Origin of the sequence: Haloarcula quadrata (assembly GCF_003634715.1) — an archaeon.
Classification (GTDB): Archaea; Halobacteriota; Halobacteria; order Halobacteriales; family Haloarculaceae; genus Haloarcula; species Haloarcula marismortui.
On the sequence record NZ_RBWW01000001.1, the window covers coordinates 714,375 to 738,717 of the forward strand.

Annotated in this window: 27 protein-coding genes; 14 read left to right on the top strand and 13 right to left on the bottom strand. The window is 63.2% G+C overall.

Annotation, left to right across the window (positions count from 1 at the left end):
• Window positions 1–75: 75 nt before the first annotated feature.
• A complete protein-coding gene (locus tag BDK61_RS03675) occupies window positions 76–1,110 on the top strand; it encodes a PrsW family intramembrane metalloprotease (protein ID WP_004959044.1) in 1,035 nt (344 codons plus the stop codon).
• On the opposite strand, the gene BDK61_RS03680 is transcribed toward BDK61_RS03675, so the two are convergent.
• Entirely contained in the window at window positions 1,107–1,685 is a 579-nt protein-coding gene (locus BDK61_RS03680) for a riboflavin synthase (protein WP_007189397.1), read from the bottom strand. The two genes, BDK61_RS03675 and BDK61_RS03680, sit on opposite strands and share 4 nt — an antisense overlap.
• Window positions 1,686–1,813: 128 nt before the next feature.
• Between BDK61_RS03680 and BDK61_RS23265 the strand changes: the two genes are divergently transcribed.
• Window positions 1,814–1,960: a hypothetical protein gene (locus BDK61_RS23265; protein ID WP_011224181.1), complete on the top strand. Its 147-nt coding sequence runs from the start codon at window positions 1,814–1,816 to the stop codon at window positions 1,958–1,960.
• Here BDK61_RS23265 and BDK61_RS03685 read toward each other — a convergent pair.
• Together BDK61_RS03685 and gap are read right to left on the bottom strand one after the other, a co-directional pair.
• The gene (locus tag BDK61_RS03685; RefSeq protein ID WP_004959038.1) at window positions 1,957–3,159 is read right to left on the bottom strand and encodes a phosphoglycerate kinase; all 1,203 of its coding nucleotides are present in this window, start codon (window positions 3,157–3,159) and stop codon (window positions 1,957–1,959) included. The two genes, BDK61_RS23265 and BDK61_RS03685, sit on opposite strands and share 4 nt — an antisense overlap.
• A gap of 304 nt (window positions 3,160–3,463) precedes the next feature.
• Entirely contained in the window at window positions 3,464–4,468 is a 1,005-nt protein-coding gene (gene gap / locus BDK61_RS03690; RefSeq protein WP_004959036.1) for a type I glyceraldehyde-3-phosphate dehydrogenase, read from the bottom strand.
• A gap of 201 nt (window positions 4,469–4,669) precedes the next feature.
• On the opposite strand from gap, the gene BDK61_RS03695 reads away from it, so the two are divergent.
• Entirely contained in the window at window positions 4,670–5,056 is a 387-nt protein-coding gene (locus BDK61_RS03695; protein WP_004590910.1) for an Hsp20/alpha crystallin family protein, read from the top strand.
• Window positions 5,057–5,107: 51 nt separating this feature from the next.
• On the opposite strand, the gene BDK61_RS03700 is transcribed toward BDK61_RS03695, so the two are convergent.
• On the bottom strand, window positions 5,108–5,971 hold the full coding sequence (locus tag BDK61_RS03700) for an ATP-grasp domain-containing protein (protein ID WP_121302333.1): 864 nt from the start codon (window positions 5,969–5,971) through the stop codon (window positions 5,108–5,110).
• A 176-nt stretch (window positions 5,972–6,147) separates the two neighbouring features.
• On the opposite strand from BDK61_RS03700, the gene BDK61_RS03705 reads away from it, so the two are divergent.
• Window positions 6,148–6,579, top strand: a complete 432-nt coding sequence (locus BDK61_RS03705) for a universal stress protein (protein ID WP_049938994.1) — start codon at window positions 6,148–6,150, stop codon at window positions 6,577–6,579.
• 57 nt (window positions 6,580–6,636) lie between these two features.
• On the opposite strand, the gene BDK61_RS03710 is transcribed toward BDK61_RS03705, so the two are convergent.
• A complete protein-coding gene (locus BDK61_RS03710) occupies window positions 6,637–6,834 on the bottom strand; it encodes a hypothetical protein (protein ID WP_004959030.1) in 198 nt (65 codons plus the stop codon).
• 237 nt (window positions 6,835–7,071) lie between these two features.
• Entirely contained in the window at window positions 7,072–7,605 is a 534-nt protein-coding gene (locus BDK61_RS03715) for a 50S ribosomal protein L16 (RefSeq protein WP_007189393.1), read from the bottom strand.
• Window positions 7,606–7,822: 217 nt separating this feature from the next.
• Here BDK61_RS03715 and BDK61_RS03720 point away from each other — a divergent pair, with 217 nt between their 5' ends.
• Both BDK61_RS03720 and BDK61_RS03725 read left to right on the top strand, forming a co-directional pair.
• Window positions 7,823–8,821: a glutathione S-transferase family protein gene (locus BDK61_RS03720; protein ID WP_121302334.1), complete on the top strand. Its 999-nt coding sequence runs from the start codon at window positions 7,823–7,825 to the stop codon at window positions 8,819–8,821.
• A 108-nt stretch (window positions 8,822–8,929) separates the two neighbouring features.
• The gene (locus BDK61_RS03725) at window positions 8,930–9,403 is read left to right on the top strand and encodes a type IV pilin (protein WP_121303892.1); all 474 of its coding nucleotides are present in this window, start codon (window positions 8,930–8,932) and stop codon (window positions 9,401–9,403) included.
• A 31-nt stretch (window positions 9,404–9,434) separates the two neighbouring features.
• On the opposite strand, the gene BDK61_RS03730 is transcribed toward BDK61_RS03725, so the two are convergent.
• A complete protein-coding gene (locus BDK61_RS03730; RefSeq protein WP_121302335.1) occupies window positions 9,435–10,487 on the bottom strand; it encodes a TrmB family transcriptional regulator in 1,053 nt (350 codons plus the stop codon).
• 173 nt (window positions 10,488–10,660) lie between these two features.
• Between BDK61_RS03730 and BDK61_RS03735 the strand changes: the two genes are divergently transcribed.
• Window positions 10,661–12,679, top strand: coding sequence for a glycoside hydrolase family 15 protein (locus tag BDK61_RS03735; protein ID WP_121302336.1), 2,019 nt, complete (start codon window positions 10,661–10,663; stop codon window positions 12,677–12,679).
• 107 nt (window positions 12,680–12,786) lie between these two features.
• Here BDK61_RS03735 and BDK61_RS03740 read toward each other — a convergent pair whose 3' ends face one another.
• Window positions 12,787–13,953, bottom strand: coding sequence for an ABC transporter ATP-binding protein (locus BDK61_RS03740; RefSeq protein WP_004959020.1), 1,167 nt, complete (start codon window positions 13,951–13,953; stop codon window positions 12,787–12,789).
• A gap of 92 nt (window positions 13,954–14,045) precedes the next feature.
• Window positions 14,046–16,133, bottom strand: a complete 2,088-nt coding sequence (locus BDK61_RS03745; protein WP_121302337.1) for an alpha-amylase family glycosyl hydrolase — start codon at window positions 16,131–16,133, stop codon at window positions 14,046–14,048.
• 211 nt (window positions 16,134–16,344) lie between these two features.
• Here BDK61_RS03745 and BDK61_RS03750 point away from each other — a divergent pair, with 211 nt between their 5' ends.
• From BDK61_RS03750 to BDK61_RS03760, 3 genes are read left to right on the top strand one after another with little or no spacing between them, the layout of a single operon-like run.
• Window positions 16,345–17,625 carry an extracellular solute-binding protein gene (locus BDK61_RS03750; protein WP_208644657.1) on the top strand — a complete coding sequence of 427 codons (1,281 nt, stop codon included), beginning with the start codon at window positions 16,345–16,347 and terminating at the stop codon, window positions 17,623–17,625.
• Between the two features lie 9 nt (window positions 17,626–17,634).
• Entirely contained in the window at window positions 17,635–18,597 is a 963-nt protein-coding gene (locus BDK61_RS03755) for a carbohydrate ABC transporter permease (RefSeq protein WP_011224170.1), read from the top strand.
• Window positions 18,597–19,676, top strand: a complete 1,080-nt coding sequence (locus BDK61_RS03760; protein ID WP_004959012.1) for a sugar ABC transporter permease — start codon at window positions 18,597–18,599, stop codon at window positions 19,674–19,676. The genes BDK61_RS03755 and BDK61_RS03760 overlap by 1 nt, the downstream gene beginning before the upstream one ends.
• On the opposite strand, the gene BDK61_RS03765 is transcribed toward BDK61_RS03760, so the two are convergent.
• Both BDK61_RS03765 and BDK61_RS03770 read right to left on the bottom strand, forming a co-directional pair.
• On the bottom strand, window positions 19,673–20,266 hold the full coding sequence (locus BDK61_RS03765; RefSeq protein WP_121302338.1) for a DUF4864 domain-containing protein: 594 nt from the start codon (window positions 20,264–20,266) through the stop codon (window positions 19,673–19,675). The genes BDK61_RS03760 and BDK61_RS03765 overlap by 4 nt on opposite strands.
• Window positions 20,267–20,345: 79 nt before the next feature.
• Entirely contained in the window at window positions 20,346–21,053 is a 708-nt protein-coding gene (locus tag BDK61_RS03770; protein ID WP_121302339.1) for a nucleotidyltransferase family protein, read from the bottom strand.
• A gap of 74 nt (window positions 21,054–21,127) precedes the next feature.
• Here BDK61_RS03770 and BDK61_RS23270 point away from each other — a divergent pair, with 74 nt between their 5' ends.
• The 3 genes from BDK61_RS23270 to BDK61_RS03780 all read left to right on the top strand — a co-directional run bounded on the left by BDK61_RS23270 (window position 21,128) and on the right by BDK61_RS03780 (window position 22,361).
• Entirely contained in the window at window positions 21,128–21,286 is a 159-nt protein-coding gene (locus BDK61_RS23270) for a hypothetical protein (RefSeq protein ID WP_167467355.1), read from the top strand.
• Between the two features lie 41 nt (window positions 21,287–21,327).
• Entirely contained in the window at window positions 21,328–21,513 is a 186-nt protein-coding gene (locus BDK61_RS03775; RefSeq protein WP_121302340.1) for a hypothetical protein, read from the top strand.
• A 107-nt stretch (window positions 21,514–21,620) separates the two neighbouring features.
• The gene (locus BDK61_RS03780) at window positions 21,621–22,361 is read left to right on the top strand and encodes a DUF429 domain-containing protein (protein WP_121302341.1); all 741 of its coding nucleotides are present in this window, start codon (window positions 21,621–21,623) and stop codon (window positions 22,359–22,361) included.
• A gap of 127 nt (window positions 22,362–22,488) precedes the next feature.
• Here BDK61_RS03780 and BDK61_RS03785 read toward each other — a convergent pair whose 3' ends face one another.
• Window positions 22,489–22,683, bottom strand: coding sequence for a cold-shock protein (locus BDK61_RS03785; protein WP_004515391.1), 195 nt, complete (start codon window positions 22,681–22,683; stop codon window positions 22,489–22,491).
• 2 nt (window positions 22,684–22,685) lie between these two features.
• Window positions 22,686–22,880 carry a cold-shock protein gene (locus BDK61_RS03790; RefSeq protein WP_004515390.1) on the bottom strand — a complete coding sequence of 65 codons (195 nt, stop codon included), beginning with the start codon at window positions 22,878–22,880 and terminating at the stop codon, window positions 22,686–22,688.
• A gap of 223 nt (window positions 22,881–23,103) precedes the next feature.
• Between BDK61_RS03790 and BDK61_RS03795 the strand changes: the two genes are divergently transcribed.
• Entirely contained in the window at window positions 23,104–24,300 is a 1,197-nt protein-coding gene (locus tag BDK61_RS03795; RefSeq protein WP_244209673.1) for an ATP-binding protein, read from the top strand.
• The last annotated feature ends 43 nt before the right edge of the window (window positions 24,301–24,343 follow it).

Below are 24,343 nucleotides of genomic sequence, written 5' to 3' on the forward strand. Positions count from 1 at the left end.
TCGCTCCCGCCGCCCAGTGCTCCTTGGTTATACCCGAACCAAACGGTTAGGTGAGACGGGATGCAGACGTGAGACATGGGAAAGCGACGGCAGGACCCGGTCGAGGCAAACGCTGACGGGTCTGCTGATCTCTATGAGATATCGACTTGGGAGCCCCGGTCGACACTGGACCGGTTCGCCCACTGGCTCTACCATATCGGAATACGAACCCTGCGGTATCTGGTCATCGTTGCGGCCATTCTGATTCTCCTCTTGCAGGTGGCGTTCGGGAGCCTCGGCGCAGTCGGCGACCAGCCGTTGTTTGCTGGGATGGCGATTCTCTCTGCCGTGCCGGCGCTCGGACTCGCGGCCTACATCTACTACGCTGACGTGACCACGCCGGAGCCGCTGACGCTGCTCGTGGGGACATTCCTGCTGGGCGTGCTATTTGCCGGCTTTGCCGGCATCCTCAACGGTGTTTTCGGCACCCCGGTGCAGGCAATCGGCTCCGGGTTCGGCCTAGTGCCGTTTCTCGGACAGGTGTTTTTCTTTTTCCTTATTGTCGGCCCCGTCGAAGAAACAGTGAAACAGCTCGCGGTGCGGCTGTACGCCTTCCGTGACGAGCGCTTCGATACTGTCGTCGACGGTGCCGTGTACGGTGCTGCCGCCGGTCTTGGCTTTGCAACTATTGAAAACGCGCTGTATATCACCCAAAATGCCGAGATGGCCGCCGGGACTGTTGAGTTACTCGCCGCCAGCAGCGACATCACTGCGGTCAGAGCGCTCGCGGGGCCGGGCCACGTCATCTACTCGGCCTTCGCCGGCTACTACCTCGGCCTGGCCAAGTTCAATCCGGACGACGCCGGCCCGATTGTCCTGAAAGGGCTGCTCATCGCCTCTGTCATCCACGCCGTCTACAACACGCTAGCTGGCCCAGTTACGGCCATTGCGGCGACCATATACAACGTTGACTTCCTCGTCGCGTTCTTCGGCTTTGTCATCGTGTACGACTCGATCTTCGGCCTCCTGTTGCTGAAAAAGGTTCGCGCCTATCGGCAGGCGTACACTCGTGCTCACGAAGACCCGGACGAGACCGAGCTTCGCCCGGAACAGACCGAGTTCGACCCTTAAGCAAGCTGTTCGACGTACTTTGCGACCACGTCGACCTCCAGATGTACCGGATCGCCGACCGACTTCTCCGACAGCGTCGTCTCGGCGTACGTCGTCGGGATGATCGCCACATCGAACTCTTCGGAGCGACGGTCGGCGACGGTGAGACTGATGCCGTCGACTGTTATCGACCCTTTTTGAACCAGATAGTTCCGATGGGCCTCGGGTAGGGAGAACGTGAACGTCCAGTCCTCGCCTTCCTGCTCGATACCGACGATTTCGGCCGTCGTATCGACATGGCCCTGCACGATGTGGCCGTCGAACCGGCCGTCGGCGGGCATCGCCCGCTCAAGATTCACCTGGTCACCACCGTCGAGATCATCGAAGAACGTCCGGGCGAGGGTTTCCTGGGCGAGAAACACCTCGAACCACTCCCCGTCAGCCGCCTTCTCGACGGTGAGACAGACGCCGCTGACGCTGATCGACTGGCCGTGGTCGAGTCCCTCGAACGGCGCGCCGATCCGCATCCGGCGCCCGCCCTCGTCGTCAATAACCGCCTGCACCTCGCCGGTCGTCTCGACGATTCCGGTGAACATATGTCAGATACGGCGCGGCTGGCGGAAAGCACTTCGCTTCCCGGAGACGTAACATAGACTCGGAATCGAGTAATTATTTACGCTAATTTTGCAGAAGGAATTTACACTCGCCGCTGGTAACGCGGTGTATGGCAGCCACGCCCGACGCTGACCACGACTGGACTGGCCGTCACGCACGGACGGAGCCGACCGAAACCGGTCGAATCGTCGAGGTGCCCGACGAACTAACCGAGGACTGGGACCTGCGACACGCTGAGACGAAAGGCCGAAGTTAACGCTGCAGCACTTCGACGCCGACCAGTTCCGCGCCGGTCAGTGCCCGGATGTAGGCCCCGCCCGCGATAGAGACGTGGCCGAACTCGTCCTCTTCCATCCCGTACATCTCGATAGCTCGCGAAGTGTCGCCGCCGCCTACGACGGAGAAGCAGTCGGTGTCGGCGATAGCTTCGAGCACGCCGGCGGTGCCGACAGAGAACCGCTCGTCTTCGAACATCCCCAGTGCGCCCTTCACGAAGACGGCCTCGGAGTCACGGATGATCGGTGAGTACTCCATGACCGTCTCGCTCCCAACGTCGAGGTAGGAAACGCTCTTCTCCTCGATGTCGTCGACGGCCTGCTCGGCGCGGTCACCGTCGTCTTCGTAGGCTAGATCGACCGCGAGCGTGATCTGGTCGCGGTGGTCTTCGAGCATCGTCTCGATCTTCTCGCTGTTTGCCTCCCACTGCTCGTCGTAGAGGTTCGCGTCGTCGATGTCGTAGCCGACCGGGTAGCCAGCGGCCCGCAGGAACAACTCCCCGGCGATACCGCCAAGCAGGAAGTCGTCGACCTTCTCATCGAGGTGGGTCATCACGTCGATAACGTCCGTTGCCTTCGTTCCGCCGACGACCATCGTCACCTGCCCGTCGAACTCCTTCTCGGCGATGGCGGTGTTGGCCTCGTACTCGGTTTCCATCACGCGGCCGGCGTAGGCGTCCATCACCAGCGGGAAGCCGACGAGTGAGGCGTGTGAGCGGTGGGCCGCAGAGTAGGCGTCGTTGATGTATGCGTCGAACTCGTCTTTCAACGTCTGGACGAACTCTGTCTGTGATTTGACTTCGGGGTTTTCCTCGGGCAGTTCATCGTCGCACATCCGCGTGTTCTCAAGCACGAGTACGTCGCCGCCGTCGAGGTCAGCGATGTCGTGAATCGCCTGTGGCCCGTAGGTCTCGTCGACGAAGTCCACGTCGTGGTCGATATGGTCGGCGAGGATCTCGGCGTGTTGCGCAAGCGAGACGAAGTCGTCGCGGCCCGGGCGGCCCTGATGGGCCAGCACCGCGACCTCGAACCCACGGTCGACGAGTTCGTTGACCGTCTCCGCGTGGCGGTCGAACCGTCGATTGTCCTGTACCGTGCCGTCCTCCACCGGTGAGTTGAGGTCGAGTCGGACGAGAACGCGCTGTCCGTCGTCGAGGTCATCGAGCGTCTGGAAAGTCATCACTCGAGAGGAAACCTGCCGGCCGCTTAACGGTTTCCGAGTCCGAACAGCGAGCGGCCTGTTGGAGGAGTAGCACCGCTATCTGCTCTGGTTGCCAACGCAAAAGCGAGGGGTGGGAGAGTGGGGTGGGGACACCTGCACCGGACACAGCCGACACCGGGTCAGGGTGTGTCAACTGCGGGCACAGTCGTCTGTCCGATACACAGAGACGGCCAGTGGTCAGGCACTGGCTCGGGCTCTGTGTGTGGCATCCTTAGTGAATAATAATTATAAATCTTACTGGCGTCGAAAACCGTTTCCGCGCTTACTCGGTGATGTACTCGGCTACGTCGAGCATCCGATTCGAGAAGCCGTACTCGTTGTCGTACCAGGTGAGGATCTTCGTCATTCCGGAGACGACGTTCGTCGACTGCAGGTCGACCTGCGTGGAGTACGGGTCCCCGAGGATGTCGGAGGAGACGACATCATCGCTCGTGACGCCCAGCACGCCTTCGAGGTCGCCGGCGGCGGCTTCCTCGAAGGCAGCGTTGACGTCGCTCTCCGTCACGTCGTCGTCAAGGTCGACGACGAACTCGGTAATGGAGCCGTTCGGCACCGGGACGCGGATGGCCATCCCGTCGAGCTTGCCCTCAAGCTCGGGCAGGACCTCGGTGGCCGCCTGCGCAGCACCGGTCGAGGTCGGAATGATGTTTTCGGCGGCTGCACGGCGACGGCGGGGCTTGCCGTTCGGGCCGTCCATCAGGTTCTGGGAGCCGGTGTAGGCGTGGACCGTCGTTAGCTGGCCGGCGTTGATGCCGAACTCCTCGTCGAGGACCTTCGCGACCGGCGTGATGGAGTTGGTCGTACAGGAGGCGTTCGAGACGACATCTTCGCCCTCGTATTCGTCGTGGTTGACGCCGTAGACGAGCTGCTTGACCGGCTCGTCGCCCTTCGGCGGGGCGGAGATGAGGACCTTGTCGGCCCCGGCGTCGAGATGCTGGCTCGCGTCCTCCTTGGTGCGGAAGATGCCGGTCGCCTCGAAGGCCACGTCAACGTCAAGGTCCTCCCATGGGAGCTGTGTGGGATCGGTCTCGTGGAAGATGCCTGCCTCGAAGTCGGTGCCCTCGACTGTGAGGACGCCGTCGTCGACGCTGGCCCCTTCGAGTTCGCCCATGACGGTGTCGTACTGGGCGAAGTAATCGATCTCGGAATCGTCCATGACGTCGTTGATACCGACGATCTCGACGTCGTCGTTGTGTAACGATGCGCGGAATACGTTGCGGCCGATACGGCCGAAGCCGTTGAGGCCGACGCGGACTGGCTTACTCATTGGTGTCTAGAGAGGCAGTCGGTCAGTGTAAAATGTTTTCGGATTTGTTGTAAATTTGTGTTTGTTTATGCGTGTTCGGGCGCGAATGATTAATAGTGATGGTGCTAGCCCGGCTGAGGGTGCCCCCTCGACAGTGTCAGCTAACAGGGACTAGGTTCGTCCGAAGGCTTTTGAAACGGACGGACGTACTGACCTATAGGAATGAGACGCGATGACAGTGACGACCCGTTCGACGAGTTCTTCCGGGAAATAGAGCGGATGATGGACGAGATGATGGGGGCCGAAGGCGACGTCCATATCGACCGGGACACCGGTGGCGGTGGGGCCGACCTCCACGTCGACGTTCACGAAACCGACGAGGAGATCCGGGTCGTCGCTGACGTTCCGGGTGTCGACAAGGACGCGATCGACCTCAAGTGCGACGGCACTGTCCTCACGATCAACGCCGAAAGTCCGGAGCGCGAGTACCATGAACGACTGACCCTACCGACCCGCGTCGACGAACACTCCGCCGCCGCGACGTACAACAACGGTATCCTCGAAGTCACCTTCGACCCCGAAGAGGACTCCGCGGACATCGAACTGTAGCGCGCACAGTACACCGTCTGTTTTTAAACTGAGAACAGCGCACTTGCTTCGCTACTGCTCCGCTGTTTGCCGTATCAATGCCGCCAGGTCGTCCCAGAAGCCGTCCTCGTACTTCGTTGCCGAGTCGATCGTCGGGCGGGCGTTCGTCTCGTTGACTACTGCACGGTTCTCGGTTACCAGCAGGTCGACGCCGAGGTACGGAATCGCCAGCTCGTCGGCCGCGTCTTCGGCTAGTTCCCGCAGCGCTGCTGGTAGTGCCTGCCCTTCAGCTTCGGCCCCGCGGTGGACGTTGTGCTTCCACCGGCCCTGCTCGCGGCTCGCTTCGGGGAGGCGGCGCTCGACCGCCCCGACGTACTCACCGTCGACGACCATCACGCGGTAGTCGGCAGCGTCGGCGATGTACTCCTGCACGAGAAACGACTGGTCGCCGACCGCGCGGTAGTCGTGGACCAGGTCGAGGTAGTCGACGATGCCGAGAAACGAATCCAGGTCGTGGGCCTTTGCGACGCCGACGCCGCGGGTCGTCGAGTTCGGCTTCACGACCACGGGCGGGTCGAACCGCTCGAACGCCGCGGTCAGCTCGGCCTCACTCGCCGGGTTCGACACCACGACGGTCTTGGGAACGGGCACGTCCGCACGGCCGAGGCGCGCCAGTACGTCGGCCTTGTTTCGTGAGCGGAGGATGGCCTCGCGGTCGTTGACCCACGGCACGTCCAGCATGGCGTCGGCGACCGCTCCCTCCATGATTCGGGAGGGATAGACGAAGCCTACGTCGTATTCGTCGAAGGGGCTCTCATCAAGCGGCAGCGTCCGCTCGGCCGTTTCGACGTGGCCCACCTCAATATCCCGGGCCGCCAGCGGGGCCTGCATCCGCTCGAAAGTCTCGGCGTTCGTGGCGACGGCCAGCCTGTGCATGGCTTTTCGTTGTCGTGGAGAGATAAAATACGCTCGCAGCCACACAGTCGAGGCCCTGTCGCGCGCCTCGTTCCGACCGCCACAATCCACAGAATAGCGGGTAGAGTGGATGAATACGCAACTATCTTCAAAATTGTCAGACAAATACTAAGTATGTTGGGGAGAATAGGCCACGCGTGTACGACGATATCCTCTTTCCGACAGATGGGAGTGACGGCGCAGACGAGGCGCTCGCACACGCGCTCGAACTGGCAGCGACGCACGACGCGACGATTCACGTGCTCTCTGTCGTCGATTCGACGTATCTCGGAAGCGCCGCGGCAGAAGCAACGACCATCGAATCGCTGCAGGAACAGACCGAGCAGGTCATCGACGAGACTATCGACGATATCGCCGCCCACGGCGCGGCCGTTGTTGCCGAGCACCGAATGGGCGACCCCTATGAGGAGATTATCGACTACGCTGAGACTGCGGGTGTCGATATGATCGTCATGGGAACCCACGGGCGGAGCGGTCTGGATCGGTTTCTGCTGGGGAGCGTCACCGAGAAAGTTGTTCGGACGGCGGACGCGCCGGTGTTGACGGTCCGACTGTCCGGCGATACGTAGCGGGCACCCGCTAGCAGCGCCGGTCACCCGTGTGGTGTGGCGGGCCGTTCTGCTGAGTCACTCGCCGCTACGACTTCGTCGGAGTACCCACAGCACGAGGAGCGCGCCCTCGACCCGGGCGGCGCTGTACACCCACGGGCGCAGGTCTATCTCGTCGCCGTTTGTCGTTGCAAGCCCCATCCAGAAGTCGACGACTTTCCGGGGCCGGAGCAGTTCGAGGACGCCAAGAACCAGGAGTGCGAGTCGGAACGCCATACGTGATGGTACGCTGGACCGGTCCAAGAGTATTGTGGGTACTGGTAACATACAACAAGACCGCGGCTACGACTGCGTTATCCAGCGACTGGGATGGGACTCTTTGGAGCGACGCGGAAAAACGAGGCCGGGGCGGTTGTCCCGCCTGTGAAGGCAAGAAAACACCGCTGTCCGACTTACGCGGTACGCAGTTTTTCGCCACGTTCTGCGAACGGCGAGTGGCCGTTACTGATTGACTTACGCAATCAGCAGCTCTTCGCCGCGCTCGACCTTGATGCGGCAAGAAGGAGTGATCTTGTTGTAGGCACGGCGGAACGCTTCCTTGACGTGCTCTGCGTCTTCGACGTTACAGTAGGCGGTGAACAGCTGTTCGCCGGCCTGAACGCGGGCGGCGGTGCCGACGATCTTCCCGAAGGCGGCACGCATCCCGTCGGAGACACGGTCGGCCCCGGCACCGGTCGCCTGCTTGTTCTCGCGCAGGACCTGGTGAGGGAACTTCCGCAGCGTCATCTTGTAGTCACCCTCTTCGCCGAGCTCTTTGATCAGGTGGCGGTTGGCCGACAGGCGGGAGGCCTCCAGCGAGCCGTGACGGAGCTGGACAGTCTCCTCAACGATGAGGCTGATCTGGACGGGGTAATCGTCGGCGTCCTTCTGTTTACGGCCCATCTTGTGCTGTGCGATCTTCGACCCGGGAATGCCTGTGATGTATTCGCGTCGGGTGTACGCGGGCTTGTCGATGTCCCGGTACATTGAGGCGGGTTTGTCCGACATAGGTACTCTTGGAGAATACGTCGCCGAGCGGCCCAATAAGGGCTTCGAACCCGCCCGGCGGCGTGCTGGTGTGTCCCACACAACCGTGAGCGGGCCCAAACTGGCCGTTGCTGTGATGGCTGTGTCGGCAGTTTGCTGTCCGTGTGGGTGTCAGTGTGTTCTGGTAACACCGCTGTCACCGCGTTCTTTTACGCTTTGCGCACATATCATAGATACCATGAATATGCTCGTTGACGGCGAGTGGCGGACTGACGCATACGAAACTACGAACGAGGACGGGGCCTTCGACCGGCAGGACACAACCTTCCGTGACCGGGTCGAGGACGACCCCGACGCGCGGTTCCAGCCCGAAGCCGGCCGGTACCACCTGTACGCTTGCCGCGCCTGTCCGTGGGCCCACCGGATTCTGGTCGCCCGGAAGCTGCTGGGACTCGAAGACGCCATCACCGTCGACTACGTCGACCCGTTCCGCGGCGAGGACGGCTGGCAGTTCACGCCCGAGAAGGCGGGCTGTACGCCGGATACGGTCAACGGGTCGGACTACCTCCGCGAGGTCTATGTCGAAGCCGACCCCGACGCGACCTGCCGCGTGACAGTGCCGGTGCTGTGGGACAAGCAGGAAGAAACCATCGTCAACAACGAGTCCGAGGAGATCCTCCGAATGCTCGATACCGAGTTCGACGACGTGTCGGACAACGACGTTGACCTCTACCCCGAGGGCTATCAAGACGAGGTCGACCGCATCATCGACGACATCTACGAGCCGATCAACAACGGCGTCTATCGGTCTGGCTTCGCCGATAGCCAGTCGGCCTACGACGAGGCCGTCGAGGAACTGTTCGACGCGCTGGACCACTGGGATACTGTCCTCGAAGACCAGCGTTTCCTCGCCGGCGACCGTCTGACCGAGGCGGATATCTGTCTGTTCACGACGCTCGTTCGCTTCGACGAGGTGTATCACACCCACTTCATGTGCAACCACAAGCTCATTCGCGAGTACGACAACCTCTGGCCGTACCTCCGGGACCTCTACCAGCTCCCCGGTGTCGCCGAGACGGTGAACATGGACCACATCACGGAGCACTACTACACCACCCACCCCGACGTGAGCCCGAAGCGTATCGTCCCGATGGGTCCCGACCCTGACTTCGAGGCTGCCCACGACCGCGACGAACTGCCGGGCGACCTCCCCGAGACGCTCTTTCCGACGGCGTAACCGGGCAGTATCGCTGTCGGATATCGAACGCTGAGTCGACGCTGTCCCTTTTATACACCCAGTTCTCACCTGTGTTCAATGAGTCGGGTAGATGATCGAAGCCGGGCTGTGAGCCCGGTCATTGGTGTTGTTATTCTTGTCGGCATTGTTGCAATTCTCGCCGCCACCGTCGGCGTGTTCGCGCTCGGCTTCAGCGAACAGCAGCCGACACAGGCCCCACAGGTCGCTATCGTGGCTGACTACAACGAGCGGACCACCGGCAACGGGGAGTATCTGAATCTCAGCTTCAGCAGCGGTGACACCGTCTACAGGAACAATCTCTCTGTCGTCGTCTCCGGTGCCAAGAGTTCCGGCGGCACCGACGTGACGCTTGACACTAATCCAATGCAGGCACAGGCCTCGACGCGGATTACGTCGGGGACAGAAATTACGATACATCAGGGGCAGTTCACCGGCATCCCGAGCGGGGACCATCTGGACCTGCGTGACGCGACGCTGCGACTCGTCTGGAACCCCGCTGACGAACCGGAGTCAGAAACGTACGTTATCTATCGCTGGCCGGACCCGAGCCAGCGCAACTGAGCCGCTTGGGTTTCAGGTGGGACGAAGTCCGTCACTCGGCCAGCGAGAGTGTGACTGCGTCGGTTTCGTAGTCCTCGAGGAACGACCCGGAGCCGCCCAGCGAGACAGTCCGGTCGCCGATATCGACGACCAGCGTGTGTTCGATGGGGTAGGAGTTTGTCTCCGGCTCGACGAGGCCCTGTTTCGTCTCAACGACGGTCCCCTCGATGGTGGTGGTGTCGTCGTCGGCCTGTACCGCCCGCACGTCTGCGGAGACGTGGATATCGTGGTCGGCGCGCAGGTGGAGCGTCGCCTGCAGAACGGCGTGACGGAAGTCGTGGTAGGTGGCCGGGAGCGGAGCCGGGTCGGTGACGGCCACCTCGGTGGCCATCAGCCAGTAGTTCCCGAGGAACGACCCCGACAGTACCGGGACGAGTTGTTGCTGGACGAAGGCGATAGCGCGCTGGTCGGAGTTGGTGCGTGTCACCATTTCGGCCGGCGAGACGAGGCCGAACTGGGCGTCGACGGTGAGCATTATTGGCATCGGCTGGCCCCAGGACCGGACCACGGAGGCCAGCCCACTCGCGTCGTCCGAGCGCAGGTCGTCGGCGCTGCTGACGACCAGCATCACGAGGACGCCGCGGTCGACGGCCGCACCCAGTTCCTCCGAAATCTCCGGGAGGTACTGCTGCGGAACCGACAGCATGATCTCGCGCTCCGCGTTCCTGATGTACTCCGTGAGCCGTTTGATGACCGTCACCCGCGACTTGATGACGTCGAACTGCTGGGGTTCTCGCGCACTCGCAGAGTATCGGGAATCGAGTGCCCCGCTCATCTCTTCGAGCCGGTCGGTCAGGGCGTCGATGACCTCCTCGGGTGGCCGGGCGCGGATCGTCGTGGGCACGACGTGGTCGTTGACCTCGACGAACCCGCGGTCTTCGAGCGATTCACTGATGCTGTAGACGTACCGTTTGGAAACGCCGGTGTCGTCGGCGATTTCGCTTGCCGTGGCCTCGCCGCTGCTGAGAATCGACAGGTACGTGTCGACTTCCTTCTCCGACAGGCCCAGTTGTTCCAGCCTGTCCCTGAGAGTCGAATCGTCCATCTGTTCACATCTGGTAACGGCGGCGGATAACTGTGTTTCGGTGCTGTGTAACCCGGAAACGCCTTCGAAGCTGCCGGCACGGGTATCTACCTTCGACTGCCCGACACTGGATTTATAAGAATGAAAAACTATTACACCACATTTTATATCCCCTGCAGTGGTGTCTCTCTCTAATGACGCTCCGGACGGCACTCAACGACTTCAAGCGGACGCGGGACCGGCGCCACCAGTTCCCGGGTGAACTCCGCTCTACGACGGGCAGTTTCTCCGGACTTGACAGCCGCTTGGTGCATGTTGACAACGACGGCTCGCTGCGGGACTACTCCTATCCGCTGTGTGGGCTCACAGGAATCGACCGCTCGCGGTTCGGCATCGAAACGGGTTCGACGACGTGGTTCAGCGCCGACGCTGACCAGCGGTATCGCGGTGACGCCGGCGTCGTCGAGACGATCCACGACTGCGGCGACTGGGCCGTTGTCCAGACGGACTGCACCATCGAGCAGGCCCACGTCACCCGGTTCGAACTTCGCGGCGACGCGCCCGCCGACGTGTCGCTTCGGGCGTTCGTCGATTTCGCACCAGACGGACGGACCGGCCAGCAGAGCCTGCTGATGCACGGAAACTCCGTCGAGGCCTACCACCGGTCCGAACACGACTTCATTGGCGTCTCTACCGAACTCGACACTGTTGCGGGCCAGATTCCCGAGCGGTTCTCCGAACTCGTCGACGACGACCCGGTCTCGTTCCCTCGGGACACCGGTGCGCGCCGGTACGAGGATACGACGCTCACCGGCGGTGTCCTGCTGTCCGCGCCGTTTGTCGACGGCGGCGTCACGCTGACGACGCTGCTGACGGACACGAACGAAACTGGGCGTGACGCGGCGCTGTCAACCATCAACCGGCTGGTGAGCGACCACTACACCGCTGAGACGCTGCTCGAAGCCGGCCAGGCGCAGCGGCGATGGCGCGTCCCCGCGGAGACGCCGAGCCGCGAAAGCGTCGTGGCCGACCTCAGGGTCCTCTCGCTGCTATCGGCCGCGAACGGGGCCAGAATCGCCGCGCCGGACTTCGACCCGTACTACGTCACCTCCGGCGGCTACGGCTACACGTGGTTCCGCGACGACGCCGAGATATCGGCGTTCCTGCTCGAAGCCGACGGGACGTTCGACCTCGGACTCGATTCGTGGCACCAGCGCTCCGCCGAATTCTACTGTCGCACGCAGCAACCGGACGGGAGCTGGCCCCACCGTGTTTGGCCCGGCGACGAGACGCTCGCGCCAGGCTGGGCGAACGCCCGGCTCGAAAGCGGTTCTGACGCCGACTACCAGGCCGACCAGACCGCGAGCGTCACCAGCTTCCTCGCGACGTATCTCCGGACCGGCGAGCCGGCCGACCCTGAGTGCATCGAAGCCACGCTCGGGCGCGCCGTCGAGAGCATCGACGACACGCTGGCCGACGACGGCCTCCCCATTGCCTGCCAGAACGCCTGGGAGAACATGCAGGGTCGGTTCACGCACACCGCTGCGACCTTCCTGCACGCCTACGCGGCCGTTGCCCGCGCGCCCGTCTGCGCCACGCTCCGAGACCACGCCCGGTCGCAGGCCGAGACGGTGTTGTCTTCGCTGGACGCGCTGTGGACCGGTGACCGCTACGCCCTTCGTGAACATGATGGGACCATCGACAACCGACTGGACTCCGCGACGCTGGCCCTCCCCGCTGCCTGTCGCGTCGCTGCCGAAGCTATCGACCTGCCAGCGGAGACCCGCGACCGGCTCTACACCCACGTCGAGACGACACTTGACGGGCTGGAACGGGACACCGGCGACATCCGCGGTCTCATCCGCTTCGAGGGCGACGACTGGCGGCGTGGCTCGCAAGACCGCGAGAAAATCTGGACCGTCTCGACGGCGTGGGGCGCAAACAGTGCCGCCCAGCTGGGTGCCCTCCTGCGTGACGCCGACGACAGCAGAGCGGCGGCGGCCTACACCCGGTCCCGGGACCTGCTGGGGGAGATTCTTCCCGGCGGCTCACTCGTCCAGTCCAGCGGCTACCTCCCCGAGCAACTGTTCGACGACGGGACGCCGGACTGTGGGACGCCGCTTGGCTGGCCCCACGCACTCCGGCTGGCCACTGTGGCCCACCTCGATGACGCCGGGGAACTCACTGCCGAGCCGCTGAGCGTCCGCGAATAACTCCTTCTACGCGGCCTGTTCACTTCGGAACATCGCGAAGGAATGGAAGAATGTCTGCCTGACGGAAAACAGTGACTACGTCCGGGACCGGACCACTGACTGCTGCCCTACTGTGGCGTTGCAACGGGCGCGTCCTCGCCGGCCGTAACAGCTTCTCCGGTCTCCGGGTCGAACAGATGGACGGCGGATTCGTCGAACGACACCTGCACACGGTCGCCGATGGCCGGCTCAACGTCGGTGCTGACCCTGGCGATGAAATCCGGCGCGCCATCGCCCTCGAATCCGGTCTTCGATTCGCCCAGGTCGAGATAGAGATAGTTGTCGCTGCCGATGGGTTCGAGCACGTCGACTGTCGCCGGGACGGCGTTCTGGTCGCCGCCGTCGCTGACCGAAACGTGCTCCGGTCGGATACCCAGCACGTACGACCCGCGCTGGATGTCGCCGAAGGCACTGGCGCGGCCGCCCGTGAGGTCATAGGAAAAGTCGTCGTGCGCGCCGGTAAGCCGTACGCCGCTGCTGAGCGGCTCCGCGGTCACGTCGAGGAAATTCATCGAGGGCGAGCCGACGAAGCCGCCAACGAACTGGTTGGTCGGGTTCTCGTACACCGTCTTCGGCCGGCCGGCCTGCTGGAGCTTCCCGTCGTTGAGGATGACGATGCGGTCGCCCATAGTCATGGCTTCTTCCTGGTCGTGGGTGACGTAGACAGCCGTAATTCCGAGCTCCTCTTGCAGGCGCTGGATTTCCGTCCGCATCGTTGTCCGGAGCTTCGCGTCGAGGTTGCTGAGTGGCTCGTCGAAGAGGAACACGTCGGGCTCGCGGACGATGGCGCGCCCGAGCGCGACCCGCTGCTTCTGGCCGCCGGAGAGCTGGTCCGGCGTGTCATCAAGCAGGTCGCCGATACCCATCATCTCCGCCGTCTCGGTGACTCGCTCCTGCCGTTCCGCCTTCGAGAGGTCCGTGCTCATCCGGAGGCCAAACGCCATGTTCTGTCGGATGGACTTGTGCGGGTACAGCGCGTAGTTCTGGAACACCATCGCCACGTCGCGCTTGCGGGCGTGGACGTCTGTTACGTCCTCGTCGCCTATGCGGATACGGCCGCTCGTCGGCCGCTCAAGCCCGGCAATCATCCGCAGTGTCGTCGATTTCCCACACCCCGACGGGCCGACGACCGTTACGAACTCCCCATCGTCGATGGACAGGTCGATGTCGTCGACCGCCACGATGGAGCCACCGTCGAACTCCTTGCGGAGACCGTCTAGTTCGAGACTCGCCATTACACGGAGTCTCACACCCATCGCTAATAAGTTTGATGGGATTTTTCATAGAAGTTCTAGCAGAGTCGGTTCGGTTGTGGAACCGAGCGCTGTCAGCGCTCTCTCGTCGCCGGTACCACAACGATATCGCCGACCTCGACTGTCCCGTCGCCGCCGACCGGATTGCCGCTGAGAAGGTCGGTCTCTTCGTCGATGGTGTCGAGTGAGACCTTCGCTGTTCCGTCGCCGAAGTGCAGGACGACCACCAGCGTCTCATCGCCGTCGGTGCGCTCGTACGCGACGACTCTGTCAGCATCGCCTGTCTCGACGGTGTGGGCAACCGGGCACACCCCGGGCGCGCGCAGTGCCGCGTGGTCCGCTCGCAGCGCCACCAGTTGCCGGTGGAAGTCGGTTAAGTCGTTGTCGCCGTCGTGCCAGCGCATCGTCCCGCGTTGCTGTTCGACGCCCCGTTCCTGCCCGGCGTATATCATCGGCGTCCCGGGGAGGGTAAACGTGGCCCCGACAGCCGCCCGTAGTGACGCGGCCCCGTACTGGTCGAGGTAGCGGTCTTCGTCGTGGTTGTCGACATACCGCATGTGGCCGGCACGGTCGGGATAGCCGTGCTCGGCCGTCGCGTCGAGTGCTTCGAACAGCGCCGACGCCGGTTCCGCGCCCGTCCCGATGTCACGGAGCGTGTCGAACAGGTACGTGTCGTAGTGGAGGTCGAACTCGTTCTCGGCGAAGGCGGCGTCACGCGGCACCGTCTCGTCGAGTAGCAGGAACTCCGGGTCGTCGGCTTTCACCCGCTCCCGGACCTCCTTCCAGAAGCCGTGTGGTACACCCCAGGCAACGTCACAGCGGAACCCGTCGACCACGTCGCGCCACTCCTCGACCACGTCGAGCATCCAGCGCCGAACGTCGAGCGAATCGTAGTTGAGGTTCGGAATCCGTGTCCAGTTGAAGTAGTAACCCGGCGCATCCGTTCCTGCCCAGTCGACGTCGGAGACATCCTGTGACACCGGGATTCGCTCGTAATAGTCGGCGTACTCGGGGACACCGGCCCGGTGAAGCTGGAACGCCGGGTGGTCCCACGAGCTGTGGTTGATGACTAGGTCGAAGACAACCCGAATCCCGGCGTCGTGGAGTCGGTCGACCAGCGACTCGAACTCTTCGCGTGTTCCTAGGTCCTCGGCAGTGTCAAAGAAGTCAGTAATGTGGTAGCCGTGGCGGGTCGGACTTGCCTGAACAGGGGTGAGCCACACTACGTCGACGCCCAGCGACTCGATATAGGGGACCCGCCGCTCGATAGCCTCGAAGGTCGTGTCGACGGTTTCGCCGGCGAACGACCGGACGAATATCTCGTAGATGGTGGCGTCGCTGGCCCAGGCCGGCGGGTCGGCCGGCCGCGAGACGGACACCGTCTCGTCTGTGTCCGCGTCCTCGCTTTCCCTGCCACACTCCACGATTAGCGTGTCCGCGACACTGTGGCGCTCGGCGACAGCGACCGCGTGAATTCGGGCCGTTTCAGGCAGTGCTTCGCGTGGGACCCGGGGTTCGTCGCCGTCGACAGCCACGGCCGACTCTTCCAGTGAGTCTCGACCGTCAAGATAGAACTCGACTTCCGGTTCGCTCCCCGACGGGGCCGCGCGGGCGTCCGCCGAGACGACGAAGTCTCCGTCCACCGTCTCGCCGGTGAGTTCGACCCGGGGGCGACCGGGGCCTTCGACGGTGACCTCGTCGGTCGCGGTCGATTCGAAGGAGCCGTCGAAACTGAAAATGGCGTGGTGGGTTCCCGGTGGGAGGTCGGCCTCGATGACCCACTCGTCGCCGTCGCGCTCGGCCCAGTGGGTTCCCATCGTGAAGTCGTTGAACGTTCCGATGACGATGGCGCGGTCGGCGACGGTGAGCTCGTCGCCGTCGAAGTCGTCCGCTGTGACGCTGAATCGAGCCGTCTCGGTGACGCCCGGGAACGCTCGGATGACTTGCTCGTGCGTGCCGTCCGGCACGATTAGCTCGGCTCGATAGACGCCCGGTGTGTCTGGTTCGAGGTGACCGATTGGGCCGTCGCCGAGCGTTGCCGTACTCGCAGCTGGCCGCTTGACTAACCGCCACTTGGCAGCCATGTCGGGGTCGGGCTGGCGCGGGGCCAGTTCCACCGATTCGCCGACGGTGGCGAACCGCGGCGGTCCTGGATGATGCATACGCCTACGGTGCGGGGTCGGTACTGTGAGTGTTACGCTTCTGGTTAGATTTTAGAAAAAATATTACTTCGTTTATTCTACCACGGCCGGTTTACTGAAACCGATACACAGCGAGACGATTTCACACCGACTCTCGGAATCTATCATCATTGTCTCCTTCTATTTCCGAATGATTTAAGTTGTGAAGGACTATTTCATCCCATATCTACCCATGACAATGGAACGACGGACGGTGCTCAAACGGATCGGCGGTGTCGGGGCGGCTACAGCCCTTGCTGGCTGTAGTGTGCAAGAGCAGGGCAGTGGCGGCTCAGAGGGGGAAACGGCTTCCGGCGACGGATCGGGCGATGGGGCAAGCGGCGGGAGTCAGCAGTCCGGCGGGACCGCGACGGCGTGGTACCAGCTTCAGGATTCAGAGATACCTGCCCGCGAGGACGCGATGGAGACGTTCGCGAGCGAGACGGAGTTCGGTGTCGAGGGCTCGGACATCTCCAACATGGAAAAGAAGACCACGAGCGCGATTCCGGCCGGGCAGGGGCCGGAAATCTTCGAGTGGGCACACGACTGGGTTGGCGACTACTACCAGCGGGAGTTCGTCGTCGACCAGTCCGAGGAACTCTCCGTGAGCCTCGACCAGTTCACGGACGCCGCCGCCTCCGCCGTCCAGTTCGACGACGCCGTCGTCGGCCTCCCGCACTCGGCGGAGACGGTGACGCTCATCTACAACGCGGACATCGTCGATGAAGCGCCCGAGACGGTCGACGACATGGTGGCGGCGATGGAGGAGTACCACGACCCGAGCAGCAGCCAGTACGGCCTCGCTGCGCCGTTTGACCCATACTTCACGAGCGGGTGGATTCAGGCCTTCGGCGGCTACTACTTCGACCCGGCGCAGGACCCGGCGCTCGGGCTGGATGCCGACGAAGCTATCGAGGGGCTCCAGTTCGCTCTCGACACCCTCCGTCCGTACATGCCCGACGACCCGAACTACGAACCGCAGGCCGCGACATTCTCGGAGGGGAACGCCGCATTCGCCGTCAACGGGCCGTGGTATCTGGCGACGCTGAACCAGAGCGACGTGAACTACGAGGTGGCGACGTTCCCTGCCATCGACGGCGGCGAGGTGACGCCGTACACCGGCATCTCGATGTGGTACTTCGCGGACGCGATGAACGAAGGCGGGGCCGACGCCACGGCCGCCCGGAACTTCGTCGAGTGGTTCGCCACCAACGAGGACCACGCGACCCGACTCGCTCAGGAGCAGGGCGCGATTCCGGTGCTCGACAGCCTCGTCGGCAGCGATGAACTCCCCGACCACGTCCAGACGTACTCCCAGACCGTCAGCCAGGGGGTCCCGATGCCGACCGACCCGCGCATGAACAAGGTGTGGTCGCCGCTTGAGAACGCTCTTATCGAGGCGTTCAACGGCGATTCGAGCGCCGAAGACGCACTGACGACCGCCGCCGAGGAAATCCGCAGCAACTGGGAGTGAGAAACGCCCATGAGTACGGTTTCACGAGCGGCGGACCGCATCGAGTCGGTCCCGTTTCTGACGCGGGACGACGCGTCGTTACTGTTAGTGCTCCCGGGGCTGTTCGTCTTCTCGGCGTTCATGCTGTTCCCGGTCCTTTATCTGCTGGGGATCTCCTTTACCAACGCCCAGCCGGCGAATCTATTCGCCGGCGAGGGCGTCGTTGCCGTGCTCACGTTCGGTGACGCGCTGTTCGTCGGGCTGGAGAACTACGCTGACGTGCTGACTGACGGCCAGTTCTGGAACTCCTTCGGTGTCACCTGGCTGTTTGTCGCCACGAGCGTCACGCTCAAAATCGGAGCGAGTCTGGCTATCGCACTCGTCGTGACCAGCGAACTCGTCCGTGGCAAGCGCGTCCTGCGCTCGCTCATCATCTTCCCGATGGGGCTGCCGCCGATCTTCACTATCACCGTGTGGCGCGGCATCTTCAGTTCCGCCGAGTTCGGGCTGATGAACCAGCTACTGACCGCGTTCGGGGCGAGTTCGGTCGCGTGGCTTTCGGGCCGCTGGACTGCCTTCGTCGCATACAACGTCACGGAGGCGTGGCTGGCGTACCCGTTCATGGTCATCATCACCGTCAGCGCACTCCAGGACGTGCCCGAAGAACTCCACGAGGCGGCCGTCGTCGACGGCGCGGGGTTCCTGGCACGCTTTGCCCACATCACCCTGCCGTCGATCAAGCGGCCCGTCCTGTTTGCGTCGATTCTGACATCTGCGGCGTCGTTCCAGCAGTTCCTCATTCCGTTCGTGTTCAACCAAGGCGGCCCGGCACGGGCGAACGAACTCATCGTCGTCTACGGCTATCGTGAGGCACTGTCGTTCCAGCAGTACGGTCGTGGTGCGGCCATCAGCATCATCGCGCTCGTATTCATCGGCGCGTTCATGTGGCTCAACGTCAAGAAAGGGAAACTCGCCGACGGGGTGAATGACTGATGCTACTCGGTGCAATCGCCCGGAAGCTCAGCGATGACATCAAGACATTCGCCACGATGCCCGCCCGAACCGTTCGAAAGTGGTCCTACACTGTGCAGGCGGTCCGTCGCGGCGAGCTACCCGCGTCGGAGGTTCTGAAGGTCATCCTCTCGACGATTGGCGCGACACTGGTGGTGCTGGCACTCCTCTTCCCGATCTACTGGATTCTGATGGCGGCTCTCTCCGGCTCCGGAAGCTCGCTGTACACCTCAGAGAGCTTCTCGCTGTTTCCCGCGAACCCAACGGTCAAACCGTTCATCTGGGTTATCGGCGACCTCATCGTCCCGTCGTATTCGATCTCCGCCGCCATCCCGTTCACTGACCTCGCCTTCGTGTTCCAGACGCCGGGGATCGAAATTCTGGACGCCTCCGACTACGGCGTCGACCGTCCGTCGGATTTCAAGCACTTCCTCTGGAACAGCCTCATGGTGGCGATTCCAACAGTCCTGATTGCGATGTCGCTCATCATTCCGGCGGCCTATGCTCTCTCGCGCCGGGAGTTCATCCTCCGTCGGAAGGTGCTGTTCCTCTACGTGCTGATGACGCAGGTCGGGGGCGGCCTCGGGGTTGCCCTGCTCATTGGGATGTACGCGCTGTACGTCCAGTTCGGCATCAACGACAGCAAGCTGGCGCTTGCGGTGTACTACGCTGCGACTGCCGTGCCGTTCAACACGTGGTTGCTGAAGACCTACATGGACGGCATCCCGGTCTCCTACGAGGAGGCCGCCGTCGTCGACGGCGCGCCGCCGTGGCGCGTGGTGACGGAGGTCATTATCCCGATGTCGACCGCCGGGCTGGCGACGGTGTTCATCTTCGTCTTCCTCACCGGCTGGACGGAGTTCGTCGTCGCCCAGACGCTGCTGGGGACGGAGAACTACACGCTACCGGTCGGCCTGTACGCGATGGTCGACGAGTACTCCATCCCGTGGGCGCGCTTCTCGGCGTTCGCGCTCACCTTCGCCTCGCCGATCATGCTCGCGTACCTGTTCGCCCAGCGCTACATCGAGGGCGGCCTCTCCTTCAGCGGGATGGAAGGTTAGGCCGGCGCGACGCCTGCCGTCATCCAGCAGCCCTCGTAGGGCGCCTCGGTCTGCTTTTCGACTGTCCACCGGTAGCTCGTCGTCGCTCCGGTCCCGTTGACGACCGTCACCGGCTGTGAGGCGGTGTCGCCGTCGCGGTCCAGCGGCCCGTACCGCACGCCTGTCGCGTTCAGGAGCGGTTCGAATCCGCTCTGGATTGTTCGGACGAAGTTCGCGTACGGTCCTGTCAGGTCCCGGTTCGACGGGGACGCGAACTGCCAGGTGGTGTTGATGCCCTCGTTCGTCGCCGGGTCGTTGTTCTGCAGCGCCAGCACCTGAATGTGGACGACAAGTCCCGGCGGCCGCTCGCAGTTCGGTCGTAGTTCGAGGACCCGCGGCTGTGTCACGGCCGACCTGTTGGCGTCGACGGAGACGTTGCCCCAGTACCCGCTCGTCGTTTCCGCCGCTTCCGGCTCATCCGTCGGCACGGCGGCGGGCGTTACCGTCGCCTCGGAGGGTGCCTCTCCGCCGCTGCCGAACAGCGCCCCGCAACCGGCCAGCGAAACGAGAACGGCGATCGCGACGAGCACGAGCGGCCGAACGGCTGTCATACCCCTGTATTGGGGTGGAACCCCTTCGGTGTTCTGTCACCGTGTCCGCGCGCTGTGTCGCCTGGCAGCGGCCGAGCTGTCACGCGAGCCGGTCCTCGACCGCGTCGATGTCGCCCGGCTCGTTGACGTTGTAACACCAGCCGTCGAGTTCGACCGCCTCGACGCGGTGACCGGCACTCAGCAACAGGTCGATTGCGTCGGGGAGTTCGTACTCGCCGCGTTCGGAAGGTCGCGTCAGCACGCAGGCGTGGCCGATAGCCGGTTCGAAGACAAAGAAGCCCCGCGTGACCAGTGTCGACGGTGGGTCCGATGGCTTTTCGACGAGGCCGGTCACCCGGCCCTCGCTGTCTGTCGTGACGACACCGGTCGACCTGGCTTCCGCCCGCGACACGCTCTCGACGAGTAGCGTCGCGCTGGCGTCAGTCTCGCGGTGACGGGCAATCGCGTCGCTCAGGTTCGCCCGGCAGACGTTGTCGCCGTTCAGCACGACGAAGGTTCCGTCGACGGCGGATCTGGCCTGTTCGAGCGCATGGGCAAGCCCCAGTTGCTCGTCCTGCCGGACGTACGCTATCGGCGTGCCTCGGTACTGCTCGCCGTAGTGAGACAGGATGTCGTCGGCGCGGTAGCCGATAACGACGACCAGCCGGTCGACGCCGACTGACCGTAGCGTCTCGAAGCAGTGTGTCAGCAGCGGCTTTCCGGCCACCTCGACCAGTCCCTTCGGCTTGTCTGCAGTGAGCGGTCGCATCCGCGTCCCTTCGCCGGCAGCGAGCACGACGCCGTCCATATTTGGTCCCATGCTCGTGCCGGCTAAATGCCTGTGGACGAGCGGGTTCTGTCTGTGGCCCGCCAACAATCCGTATGGCTGAGGAGTGTGATACCTGCGCCCGGTCGGTCACCGTTGAGGAAGCCATTCGCCGGGCGACGTTCGGTGACCTCGACATCGACCGCTGGCAGACGCTGTGCTGTCCAGATTGTGGTGCGCGGCTCCGGACGGCATTCGTTGGGGCGCACTCCTGACGGGGAAAGAGACAGGTGGGAGTGGCGTGTGACTCTAACACATGGAAGACGAAGCGTGGCGCTCGGTCGACATCATCCGGGACAACGACGGCATACCGCACGTCCTCCAGCAGAAGATGCTGGTGTTCACCAGCGGCGTCTCCGAGGAGTCGGCTGGCTACACCAAGCCGGCGATGGAACACCGGCTCGTCCCGCTCAAGGACCTCACGAAATTCCGGCGGTCATGACCTTCCGTCGGGGCAGTCAGCGCTTTGACCGATAGCCCGAAGACCGACTGGTTGGCGAAAAAACACCTCGGGATACACTTTTGCGCCCGTCGGAACGAGTATTCATAATGGCGGAACCGCTGTACGTCGGCGTCGACCGGAGCGACGAGTCCTGGGTCGCTGTGGCGTTCACCGGCGACGGCTTCGACCACACGTCCGTGTTCGATAGTATCGGCGCGTGCTGGGCAGCTTACGAGGAGCGCGCCCGCCGGATTCTGGTCGGGGTGCCGATCGGACTTGTCGAATCCGGCGAGCCGGACCGCCGGTGTGATGAACTCGCTCGGTCAGTTCTTGGTGAGCGAAGCACGACGGTCCGCACGCCGCCAGTGCGAGAAGCGACCCGGAAACAGCGATACTCGACGGCCAATCGCGTCCACAAGCGCAAGACTGGACACGAACTCTCCGAGCGGGCGTTCGCACGGAGCGACAGCCTCGCCCGAGTCGACGAACTCCTGCAGGAACTGCCCGAGGCCGCCGCTGCCATTCGGGAGTCTCATCCGGAAGTCTGCTTCCGAGCACTTGGCGGCGAGCCGCTCACTCACCCGAAGCACACTGCCGGAGGGTACGCTGAGCGGATGCGGATTCTCGCGCATTACGACCGTGACGCCGCCCCGACAGTCCAGAAAGCCGCCGAAGCGACCGGTGGCACAGCGGTGGCCGTCGACGACGTGCTGGACGCCGTCGCTCTCGCGTACACAGCACAGCCGGGTGATGGAGAACTGTACACGCTCCCGCCCGAGCCGCCGCGAGATGCGACGGGGCTGCCGATGGAAATCGTCTATCGGGCAGCGTCGCCACTGATCACGTAGTGACGCGCTGGCGAGCGCTGTTGCTCGTCGTGAGTTATGTACGTGCCAGCGACACTGCCGTGTACGCTATGGTACACCGCGACCGCTGACAAGTGATTATAATGCTAGACTGAAGACAGATGCCGTCTTACAGTCGCGTGAGGTTGGTCGCACGCGGACCCTTGTCCGCCTGCTCGATGTCGAACTCGACTTCCTGCCCCTCTTCGAGGTCAGGGCCGCCGACGTCTTCCATGTGGAAGAAGACGTCTTCGTCCGCATCGTCGGTTTCGATGAAGCCGTAACCACCAGTGTCGTTGAAGAAGTCGACAGTGCCTTCCGCCATTGTTAGAGCCTCGTGACGTTGTTGGCGCGCGGACCCTTGTCCGCCTGCTCGATGTCAAATTCGAGCTCCTGTCCTTCCTCGAGGTCCGGGCCGCCGATGTCTTCCATGTGGAAGAAGACGTCCTCGTCCGCGTCCTCAGTGTCGATGAAACCGTAACCGCCAGTGTCGTTGAAGAAATCAACCGTTCCTTTCGCCATTGCAACCAAAGAGATGCCAGCACCACGGATAACAGTGTCGGTACGATGCTCTGGTGGGAAACAGAAAGATCCGACCGCTGTCTGGCGATTAGGGGGTGTGTAATACTGTCATGGCACATGCGCCGCCGGCTCTCCCGGCTGGCTATAGACGCTACGGCGTCGCATTCGGTCTTACCGGATCACTAACCAAATGGAATTAGCCGTTCGAGCACAAGTCATAATTATGTACCGTGGTGCCCGGGCCCGCCTTGCGCCGTGGCTGCTTGCTGGCTTCGGACTCGCGTTCACAGGTGCGGCCATCGTCTGGCACCTCGGTATCGAGACACAGCGTATCGGACAGGTCGGCGGCCCTGCGCTCGCGTTGGCCCTCGACGGGCTACTGCCGCTGGTGCTAGTGTATGGCAGCTATCGCCTCGTCTCGTCGTCGACACCGGGTGCGCAGATCTGGACCGTCTTCGTCTGGAGCGTTATCGGCAGCCTTGCAGTCGGGGCTGTCATCGGTTTGAGCGTCTTTATCCGCATGATGGAGGGTCGAACAATCGCCGAACCGGTGTTCGTCACCCTGTTGGCGATGGAGACGGGCGCTGTCACGGGACTCATCGCGGGCACGCTTGCGGTTCGGGCCCGTCAGGATGCCAGTCGCGCGACCCGAACCGCGAACACGCTGTCGTTCGTCAACGACCTGTTTCGACACGATATCGCGAACGGACTCGTCGTTATTGATGGCCGCGCGACAATCATTCGACGGAACGCCGACTCGGACACGGTTCAAACGGCAGCGGACGCGATCCACGAGCAGGTAACCGAACTCGATAGCTTGGTCGACAACGCCGGGGCGGTCGTTGAGACCCTCAGTTCCGACCCGGCATTCGAACCGACCGACATCGTCGGGATTGCCGAGGCGGTGATACAGCGAATCGAGCAAACACATCCCATCACCATCGAACTTCAAGCCCCGGACAGCGCAATGGCATACACCAACGAGGCCGCTCGCCCGGTTCTCCGGAACCTCATCGAGAACGCTATCGAACACGGGACGCCGGCAGCAGAACTCTCCGCTGAGGGGACCGCGACGGACGGAGCAGCGCTGCCGAGCGAGGCACAGCGGGCGGAGACGACAGAGTTGACGGGAGACAGATATCATCAGCCATCGGTGTTCGTCGCAATCTGCGAGACCGACGATGTCATCGAGACCCACGTTGTCGACGACGGTCCGGGAATTCCCGACGACCAGCGTGACAGCGTTTTCGACCCGCGGGCGGGCGACACGCACGGCGGCGGACTCCATCTCGTCGAAACGCTCGTTACGAGTTTCGGCGGCGATATCTCCCTCGCTGACACCGCCAGCAAAACCGACGCGGCCTTCCCCGACACCGACCTTGACGGCGCGCACTTCGTCGTCGAACTCCCGCGAGCGTGACACCTGTCCGCACGACCGACGTTTCTTGATTGTGGGGGGCACA

Bases quoted from the DNA above. Each gene is read 5' to 3' on its own strand.
- BDK61_RS03760 (WP_004959012.1), top strand. From the start codon at position 18,597: ATGCTACTCGGTGCAATCGCCCGGAAGCTCAGCGATGACATCAAGACA.
- BDK61_RS03710 (WP_004959030.1), bottom strand. From the start codon at position 6,834: ATGGCGTTCCGACTCGCACTCCTGGTTCTTGGCGTCCTCGAACTGCTC.
- BDK61_RS03755 (WP_011224170.1), top strand. From the start codon at position 17,635: ATGAGTACGGTTTCACGAGCGGCGGACCGCATCGAGTCGGTCCCGTTT.
- BDK61_RS03795 (WP_244209673.1), top strand. From the start codon at position 23,104: ATGTACCGTGGTGCCCGGGCCCGCCTTGCGCCGTGGCTGCTTGCTGGC.
- BDK61_RS03765 (WP_121302338.1), bottom strand. From the start codon at position 20,266: ATGACAGCCGTTCGGCCGCTCGTGCTCGTCGCGATCGCCGTTCTCGTT.
- BDK61_RS03680 (WP_007189397.1), bottom strand. From the start codon at position 1,685: ATGTTCACCGGAATCGTCGAGACGACCGGCGAGGTGCAGGCGGTTATT.
- BDK61_RS03685 (WP_004959038.1), bottom strand. From the start codon at position 3,159: ATGACTTTCCAGACGCTCGATGACCTCGACGACGGACAGCGCGTTCTC.
- BDK61_RS03745 (WP_121302337.1), bottom strand. From the start codon at position 16,133: ATGCATCATCCAGGACCGCCGCGGTTCGCCACCGTCGGCGAATCGGTG.
- BDK61_RS03770 (WP_121302339.1), bottom strand. From the start codon at position 21,053: ATGGACGGCGTCGTGCTCGCTGCCGGCGAAGGGACGCGGATGCGACCG.
- BDK61_RS03730 (WP_121302335.1), bottom strand. From the start codon at position 10,487: ATGGACGATTCGACTCTCAGGGACAGGCTGGAACAACTGGGCCTGTCG.
- BDK61_RS03700 (WP_121302333.1), bottom strand. From the start codon at position 5,971: ATGCACAGGCTGGCCGTCGCCACGAACGCCGAGACTTTCGAGCGGATG.
- BDK61_RS03735 (WP_121302336.1), top strand. From the start codon at position 10,661: ATGACGCTCCGGACGGCACTCAACGACTTCAAGCGGACGCGGGACCGG.
- BDK61_RS03790 (WP_004515390.1), bottom strand. From the start codon at position 22,880: ATGGCGAAAGGAACGGTTGATTTCTTCAACGACACTGGCGGTTACGGT.
- BDK61_RS23270 (WP_167467355.1), top strand. From the start codon at position 21,128: ATGGCTGAGGAGTGTGATACCTGCGCCCGGTCGGTCACCGTTGAGGAA.
- BDK61_RS03785 (WP_004515391.1), bottom strand. From the start codon at position 22,683: ATGGCGGAAGGCACTGTCGACTTCTTCAACGACACTGGTGGTTACGGC.
- BDK61_RS03740 (WP_004959020.1), bottom strand. From the start codon at position 13,953: ATGGCGAGTCTCGAACTAGACGGTCTCCGCAAGGAGTTCGACGGTGGC.
- BDK61_RS03780 (WP_121302341.1), top strand. From the start codon at position 21,621: ATGGCGGAACCGCTGTACGTCGGCGTCGACCGGAGCGACGAGTCCTGG.
- BDK61_RS03750 (WP_208644657.1), top strand. From the start codon at position 16,345: ATGACAATGGAACGACGGACGGTGCTCAAACGGATCGGCGGTGTCGGG.
- BDK61_RS03695 (WP_004590910.1), top strand. From the start codon at position 4,670: ATGAGACGCGATGACAGTGACGACCCGTTCGACGAGTTCTTCCGGGAA.
- BDK61_RS23265 (WP_011224181.1), top strand. From the start codon at position 1,814: ATGGCAGCCACGCCCGACGCTGACCACGACTGGACTGGCCGTCACGCA.
- BDK61_RS03775 (WP_121302340.1), top strand. From the start codon at position 21,328: ATGGAAGACGAAGCGTGGCGCTCGGTCGACATCATCCGGGACAACGAC.
- gap (WP_004959036.1), bottom strand. From the start codon at position 4,468: ATGAGTAAGCCAGTCCGCGTCGGCCTCAACGGCTTCGGCCGTATCGGC.
- BDK61_RS03675 (WP_004959044.1), top strand. From the start codon at position 76: ATGGGAAAGCGACGGCAGGACCCGGTCGAGGCAAACGCTGACGGGTCT.
- BDK61_RS03720 (WP_121302334.1), top strand. From the start codon at position 7,823: ATGAATATGCTCGTTGACGGCGAGTGGCGGACTGACGCATACGAAACT.
- BDK61_RS03715 (WP_007189393.1), bottom strand. From the start codon at position 7,605: ATGTCGGACAAACCCGCCTCAATGTACCGGGACATCGACAAGCCCGCG.